This window comes from Sulfitobacter sp. NFXS29 (genome assembly GCF_040148765.1).
Classification (GTDB): domain Bacteria; phylum Pseudomonadota; class Alphaproteobacteria; order Rhodobacterales; family Rhodobacteraceae; genus Sulfitobacter.
Genome location: NZ_JAGDED010000013.1, coordinates 90864 through 98681, shown reverse-complemented (window position 1 = coordinate 98681; position 7818 = coordinate 90864). Strand labels below are relative to the sequence as shown.

General features: G+C 55.8%; 7 protein-coding genes. 4 read left to right on the top strand and 3 right to left on the bottom strand.

What is annotated here, in order from left to right; translation table 11 throughout:
* Positions 1-167: 167 nt before the first annotated feature.
* Both J3456_RS17590 and dgt read right to left on the bottom strand, forming a co-directional pair.
* Positions 168-941 (bottom strand): hypothetical protein, encoded by a 774-nt coding sequence (locus tag J3456_RS17590; protein WP_349581511.1) that lies wholly within the window; start codon positions 939-941, stop codon positions 168-170.
* On the bottom strand, positions 938-2494 hold the full coding sequence (gene dgt, locus J3456_RS17585) for a dGTP triphosphohydrolase (RefSeq protein ID WP_349581510.1): 1557 nt from the start codon (positions 2492-2494) through the stop codon (positions 938-940). Before dgt ends, J3456_RS17590 begins: the two co-directional genes overlap by 4 nt.
* Before the next feature lie 763 nt (positions 2495-3257).
* Between dgt and J3456_RS17580 the strand changes: the two genes are divergently transcribed.
* From J3456_RS17580 to J3456_RS17570, 3 genes are all read left to right on the top strand, one after another.
* On the top strand, positions 3258-4112 hold the full coding sequence (locus J3456_RS17580; protein WP_349581509.1) for a universal stress protein: 855 nt from the start codon (positions 3258-3260) through the stop codon (positions 4110-4112).
* A 28-nt stretch (positions 4113-4140) separates the two neighbouring features.
* Complete coding sequence (locus tag J3456_RS17575) at positions 4141-4554, top strand: c-type cytochrome (RefSeq protein ID WP_349581508.1); 414 nt, start codon at positions 4141-4143, stop codon at positions 4552-4554.
* Between the two features lie 120 nt (positions 4555-4674).
* Complete coding sequence (locus J3456_RS17570) at positions 4675-6204, top strand: PAS domain S-box protein (protein WP_349581507.1); 1530 nt, start codon at positions 4675-4677, stop codon at positions 6202-6204.
* Here the strand turns inward: J3456_RS17570 and J3456_RS17565 are convergent.
* Entirely contained in the window at positions 6201-6935 is a 735-nt protein-coding gene (locus J3456_RS17565) for a response regulator (RefSeq protein WP_349581506.1), read from the bottom strand. The genes J3456_RS17570 and J3456_RS17565 overlap by 4 nt on opposite strands.
* A gap of 156 nt (positions 6936-7091) precedes the next feature.
* Between J3456_RS17565 and J3456_RS17560 the strand changes: the two genes are divergently transcribed.
* Complete coding sequence (locus tag J3456_RS17560) at positions 7092-7775, top strand: helix-turn-helix domain-containing protein (RefSeq protein WP_349581505.1); 684 nt, start codon at positions 7092-7094, stop codon at positions 7773-7775.
* The last annotated feature ends 43 nt before the right edge of the window (positions 7776-7818 follow it).

The window sequence follows — 7818 nt, the reverse complement described above, 5'->3', positions numbered from 1 at the left end:
CAAAAATCCCATGTCGATCACTCCAAATCCCCCCAACCAAAACCGTCGGGGAAGTGTGTTCACATGGGTCAATTCTCAGTGACAATTTATGGGGCTACCGGGTCAGTTCTCAGTGACAATCAACACTGACCTTCAGATACTATAAGGAAAGGGGAAATTAGAGGCTTCTAATATATATAAGGCAGCCTTGGCTGTTTGTTCTTTTCGTACGCTGCTGGATCGAAAAGGCCGACACTTCCGTTATCAACGAATTTCAGAAGATCCTGATCGAATTGCGTACGGTCCAAAGTATCTAAGTACCGCGTGCCGAACGAGCGCACTTCGCCTTTTACCAGCGAATCCCAACCAACTGTATCTATAGTTTCCGCGACGTAGCGTGAGAGCTTTGGACCCCAACTAAATCCCTTCAGGAGAGCATATCTGAATGCTCTCACCGAACTACCGCAGGGATTTGGGTTTGGCTCCAAGTTGATTTCTAAAATTTTCCCTTTCAATTCATCGAAATAATTTTTCGAAGCTCGAATACGACTGCTCTCGATGTCATAAATAATTGCATCGCAGTTGAAAAATGTCGCACGCCTCAAATCGTTGATGGTGCTCAATTTGACATGGCCGTGAACATGCGCCCAGCTCTTTTGGAGAGGCCACACATCAATTTGCCAACGATGGGATGAAAGTCCGTACCCACCAAATCTATTTATTGTAGCACCTGTAGTTGCCATATGTTTCTCGAACGCTTCAAGATCGTAAGGCACTATCACAAAGTCCAAGTCAGACTTGAAGCCAGCATTTCCAAAAAGGCTTATATCTCGGAGCATTCCACCCACAAGCGCCAAACGACCAAATCGGCGCAGGTTACGAAGTGAAGATCTGACATCTTCGCGGCCGCGATAAGGCGACCTAAAGAAATACTTCACTTTATTTTCAAGCTGCTCAGTCATGAAACTGGTTTCATCTCCCGATAATGGCAATCCAGATCATTATAAAGGTCTATGCAGAATTGATCCGTCATACCTGACACCATGTCAGTCAGTAGTTGCATCTCTTTGTATCTTATTGGTAGCGACTGATCGCCGTGATATTCGGTAATGGCATTTTCAAAAATTCGTTTGTAGTTCTTGGATATACGGCTGTAAACGTATGCAGAGAACGGCGAGCGTCTTTTGCTGCTCGGATCATCATAACTTTTGCGATCACTGATCCCAATCCATAAGTAATCCATCAGACGATTAAGAGTATTGTAACCATTCAGCTCGATTTCCAGTACTTCCTTGTGACTAAAAGCGTTCTCCCGATCAAATTTCTTCAACGCAGAGCAAAGCTTCCCAGCTTTTGAAACTTTTATCAACTCCCCTGAAAAAGAGCCGTCCATGATCGCTTTATAGTTCTCACCAAAAGCTTCAACCACGGCGGAAACCATCAAATGGATTGCATGCACTCTGAACTTTTGTGTCGCAACATCTTGGAGCTCACTCGGGTGGAGTTTCTCTTGTCCACGAAGTTCATGTAACTCAAAATCTGTAACCTCACAGATATAGCCGATCACCGGATCTTGCTCTGGAATCTTGCCATCCTTGTCCCTTGGCTGGTGCGATAGGGTCGCAAGCAAATCATTTAAGGAAACGAAGCCTTTCTTGATCGCATCTTCGGCATCCATTACGGAATAAGCAATATCATCGCATGCTTCCATAATGAGCGCGATTGGATGCCGTGCGGTCCCACTTAGCCCAACCTCGGCACGAATTTTTTCAACCAAAGACTTCTCGGAAGCGAAATAACCTACTTTCTTCAGCGCTTGCTTGTTTTCGTCTAAGCCGTCCGATGGTGCCACGTATTTCATTACAGACGCCAAAGTACCTAAGGTGAGGTTTAGACCCAAATCATCAGCCATAACTTGCAGTTTCGTAAGAACGCGCAATGTCTGCGCATTCCCTTCGAATTCCAGAAAGTCATTTTTATGCTGTTCGGTTAATGAGGCTAAGTCCTTGCGCATACCTGCTGCAACTTTGCCTGCGACACAGTCACGTTCTGGAACCTCAAATAACGCCTTTTTGTTTCGCTCAAACCAAGCGCGAATTGCATACTCACCTTGATGGCCGAACGGGGGGTTTCCAATGTCATGAGCAAGTCCGACGCAGGCCAATATGGCTGGGACGGAACGGTCCGCAAACTCTGGTAGCCGATCTTTAAACGTTTCGGCAACCTCCAACCCGATAGACCTGGCAAGATTCGCAACCTCGATTGAGTGTGTTAACCGAGTCCGAATGCTCTCATTACTTTCAAGTGGGAAAACCTGCGTCTTGTCTCCCAAACGACGAAAGGGTGTCGCAAATAAAACCCGATCATGATCTCTTTCTTGAGCGGTGCGGAACTGACCTTTCAAGAACGAAAGGTGTTCTGAGCTTGGTCTTTCAGTTGGTTTGGGGCGAGTGAAGACGTTTGAAAAGCGGTTATCGCTTAGGAGCTCATCCCATTTCATGCTGTCGCCTGTCATTACGGAGCTCCTTTGGTATCAACTTAGTTTCCAATGCTTGTAGCTGTTTAGCTTCTCATTTCAACTACATGTTTGCTCTCAATCAGCAGAAGCAGTTCAATCTCCAGCCTTATGCTATATCTCGCAGTGGCTGATGCAGATGTCGGTTATGCATACGATGGCTGAGTTAAATTTTTTTTGCGGCTAAGGCTGCCAGGTAACACATTTGTTGATCAGCTGGAACCATTTTGAACTAAGGGCAGCCCTTGGACACCACTTGCAACAAAGTCCACTATGGGCCGACTGCGTCGCGACAGAAAAGAAGAACCAACCATTAATAATATCATCCCGCCTCCGCGCCATCAAGTCGCGATGGGAGAGCACTGGCACTATGCCGTCTAACTATGCCGCCCTGCTCCGCCGAGGATGCCAAGGACGCGCATTGAGGCCTTCGGAAGCCCAATAAAATATGACGCTTAGCGTGCCAACATAGCTCAAAAACGGTCTCGAAAACCGTTGAGCCTTCACGGGTTCCCAGGGTTCGAATCCCTGTCTCTCCGCCACTACCGCCCTAAGAGTAGTGACTTTTTCCCAGATCGATAATGGATGACGATATGCTAAATATCGCTCAACCTCGGCAGGCGCTGGCGCTGTTCTAGCCCCGCGCATGCCCATTCACAGCACCTCCGCCCCCAGGTGACCCCCACACCTCCAATTGATCCAGATCAATGCAGCCTCCCCGGCGCCGCCCCATACTGGCCTTGGTCACATGAGGAGCGCCGCTATGCAAAATACCACACTGACAGTCGTTCTTGGGATCAACGCCCGGCCCAACCAGCTAGAGAGCCTCGCGCGCGAGGCGCAGACACATGGCGCCCATCTGATCGTTCTTTTGCTCAGCGAAACCGCTCCGGTGCCGGTCTATTCCATGGGCGTGGGAGAGCTCAGCACCTATTCCCTTCCCGCTGGCTGGCAATCGGATGTGGATGAGGCCCGCGCCGCGGTCGAACAGCAGCGCAAGGAACTCTCCCAATATCTGACCGACCAAGGTGCCAGCGCAGATGTCCGCGCGGTCTGCGGTGAAGCCACGGCCCTGCGAAACACCGTCGCGCGGGCGGGGCTGACCTGCGATGCGGTAATCATCGGGACGGACCTGCGCAAAGACGCGCGCTTGTTCGAAGACATCGTCCATGCCGCGCTGTTCGATTCCGCTGCCCCCGTCTTGCTGAACATTTCGAGCCCCCGGACGGCTCTGGCCCCGCAATCGGTCTTTGTGGCATGGAAAGCGGGCCTCCCCGCCACGCGGGCGATCCGGGCGGCTTTGCCAAGCCTGCGGACCGCGCGGGAGGTGACCGTGGCACTCTTCGATCCGGTCTCAATCTCTGCCTATGACGGGGAAAACCCCGGCACAGATGTCGCGGCATGGTTGACCCACCAAGGGTGCCACGTTGCGGTGCAGCAATATGCAAGCGGCGGAGAGGACATTGCCACCGCGATCGTGAAGCGCGCCAAGGAAATCGGCGCCGAGCTGATCGTCATGGGGGCCTATGACCACTCCCGCCTGCGCGAAAAGGTTTTTGGCGGCACGACCCGCAGTCTGATTGAACAAAGCGCCTTTCCTGTGCTTCTGTCGCACTAATGCCCCTGATACAAAGGACCTACTGCACATGCGCCCTTGTCTAACCGCCTTTGTCGGGCTGTCCTGCGCCCTTCTCGCTGCCTGTGCAGACGGGTCTTCCGAAGATGCCGACCGGGTCCGCGAAGGGCAGCGGGTCTATGCAAAGGAATGCGCCGCCTGCCACGGTGCGCGGGGCGAAGGGGCTGGCCCAATGTCGCTGCAGCTTGATGTCGTGCCGCCTGACTTGGCAGGGCTAAAACAGCGCAATGACGGGTATTTCCCGCGCGAATTTGTCAGCCGCTTTGTCATGGGCCAGCTTGCAAAAGACGATCCTGCCTCCCCGATGCCCGACTTTTCCGCCGTTGGGCTGCGCCATGTTTACCCCAATGGCGGCGCGGATGGGGAGGTGCTGGAAACCGATTTTGCCAATCTGCTCGATTATTTGGAAGCGATCCAGTGGTAGTGTAATGGAGATCTGGGGGCAGGCACCCGCCGCGGCCCTGACCGCCCCTTCCATTGCGCCCAAGCCCTTAGCCGCGCTATCGCATGCCCTGCCCCGCATCCCCACAAACGGACCCCGCGCATGAAGATCAACGATGAAAGCCCCGTTCTGCTGGCCCTTCTGGATGCCGCCGTTGACGCCATGGTGGTGGCTGATCACGCGGGCAATATCCTGCGGGTGAACAAGGCCGCGGCGGTGCTCTTTGGCCATTCGGTCGAGGCGTTGGTGGGGCGAAACGTGCGCATGCTGATGCCGGGGGACATGGCCGTTCAACACGATGGCTTCCTGCGTCACCACCTTGATACCGGAGAGAAACGCATCATCGGCGTGGGCCGCGATGTCGAAGGGCTGCGCGCGGATGGCAGCGTTTTCCCGCTGCACCTGTCCGTGGGCCGCGCGGATATCTCTGGCGAGGTCGCCTTTGTCGGCATCATGCACGATCTGTCGCGTAGAAAGGCCGCCGAAGAGGCCACCGCCCGCTCGCAACGGATGGATGCCATTGGCCAGATGACCGGCGGCATCGCGCATGATTTCAACAACCTGCTGACGGTGGTGATTGGCAATCTGGAACTGCTAGAAATGTCGGAAACCTCTGCCAAAAGCGGCGCGCTGATTTCCGACGCGCTGGAAGCTGCAGAGATCGGAGCAGACCTGACCTCCCGTCTGATGGTCTTTGCCCGCAAAAGCACGCTGAACGCGGCGGTGATCGACCTCAACGCCGAAGTCTCCAAGGCAGTGGCAATGCTCAGGCGTACCATCCACGCCCATATCGCGGTCGAAACGGCCTTTGCCGAGGATCTCTGGCAGGCCAAGGTGGACGCCACCCAACTTCAGACCGCCGTCTTGAACATCGCGCTCAATGCCCAGGATGCCATGCCCTCGGGCGGGAAAATTACTTTGGAAACCCGCAACATGCAGCTGGATGACACCTATGTCGCACAAGAGATCGGCATCGACATGGGCAACTACATCCGCCTGTCGATCGCCGATACGGGCGCAGGCATGGCCCCCGAAACCCGCACCCGCGCGATGGAGCCGTTCTTTTCGACCAAGCCGGTTGGTCAGGGCACGGGGCTGGGCCTGTCGATGGTTTACGGCTTCATCAAACAATCCGGCGGGCATATCGCGATTTACAGCGAATTGGGCAAGGGCACGACGATCAGCCTCTATTTCCCCGCGCTTAAAGACAGCGCACGAGCGCGCCCCGTATTGAGTGAGGACCCCGCGCGGCACGCCGGCATCGGCACCGGCCTGCGCGTGCTGCTGGTTGAGGATGACCCGATGGTGCTGCGTCTGTCCGAAACCCGGCTGAGAACGCTGGGGTTCGACTGCGTTACGGCAACGACTGGCGATGCCGCTTGGGATATCCTGCAACGGCGCGACGACATCGATGTGGTCTTTACCGATCTGGTGATGCCCGGCGAACTTTCGGGCCATGCCTTGGCCAAACGGGTCGCGCAAGACATGCCCCACCTGCGGATATTGATCACCTCAGGCTTTTCCGAAAACGTCCTGCGCGGAGAGGAGGAGACCCATGCCTTCGCCATCCTGCGCAAGCCCTACAGACAGGCGGATTTGGCCGAGGCATTCCGCAGCTTGCTGCAAGATTAATCCGCGCTCTCGCCGGGGCTTTCGGTCAGCACATAGCCGACACCGCGTACCGTCTTGATCAACTGCGGGCGGGTCGGATCACGCTCGACCTTTTTGCGCAGCCGCGCCACTTGGTTGTCGATTGTCCGGTCCAAAGGCGCCCAGTTCTGCCCGTCGATCAGGTCCATCAGCCGGTCGCGCGACAGCGGTTTCTTCGCGTGGGTCAGAAAGGCGGCCAAGAGTTTGAAATCAGCCGTGGTCAGTTCCCCCTCCTGCCCGTCACGGCCCAGCAGCAGCATCCGGTCGAGGTTGATCTTTAGCCCATCGAGCGCAAGCCATAGGTCATGGGCTTGCGGAACAGGCACTTCCGCCTCGCGTTTGCCACTGCGCCGCAAAACCGATTTCACACGGGCCAACACTTCTCGCACATGGAACGGCTTGGTCAGATAGTCGTCCGCCCCCAGTTCCAGCCCGACAACCCGGTCGATCACATCGTCTTTACCCGTCACCATGAAGATCGGCACGTCTTGGTCGCGCTGAAGCTCACGCGCGATGTCCAGCCCGTCTTCCGCGCCGAGGTTGAGATCCAATGTCACCAGATCAAAGGCTTCCGCCGCAAAAGCCGCCCGCACGCCTTGCGCGTTATGCGCCTCGGTCACAAGGTAGCCATCGCTTTCAAGGCAGCGCCTCAGAAGCGTTCGGATCTTGGTATCGTCATCAACAACAAGGATTTTTTTCGCGGTCACGGCCATCACCCACAAAAGCTGCGTTTGTATAGTCCGCAACCCAAGCGAGCACCACCCGCAGCAGCCCCCCCTGCGACAAAGCGTTACAAACGGATACAACACCGCAGGTCTTGCTGCGACATGCGTCTGAGAATGTGACCGCGCCCCAGAAAGGACGATCGCATGTACGTGACGCTATCAAATGAGTTCACTCCCGCAGTCAAAGTGCCAGAGATACAGCTTTGCCCCCGCGCCCCCGCCGCGCAGACGCCCCGCAAGCGGCAGGCGGTCGGGACGCATCTGTTTCGCGAAGGCGACATCGCCCATCATATCTATGAGATCACCTCGGGTGTCTTTCGTCTGACCCGCGTGCTGGGCAACGGGCGGCGGCAGGTCATCGCCTTCGGCCTGCCGGGCGATATCATCGGCTTTCCCAACGGCGCGCTGCATCACAGCGATTGCGAGGCGATCGAGGCGACGGAGGTGATCGCACACCCCCGCCATTCGCTCGACGATTTCGGCGGAGACAACGACACGCATAAGCGGCTGTTGAACGCCGCCCTGCGTGAGATCTCGGCGATGCAGGATCACTTCATGATGCTGGCCCGCAAATCCGCGATGGAAAAACTCGCGTCCTTTCTGATCACGCTGGCGGAGCGCAACGGGCGGCCGGTCGGCAATGACACCACCTGCGCCCTGCCCATGACACGCGGCGACATCGCCGATTTTCTGGGCCTGACGATCGAAACCGTCAGCCGCACCCTGACCCGCCTGCGCAAACGGGATATCATCGCGCTTGAAACCTCTCAGACGGTCCTGATCAAGGATATGGAGGCGCTGATCGCGGCCTCTCAGGCCGCTGACTAAAAGCAATCTTCCACAGACCCAAAAGCGCGGGTTTCGACCCGCG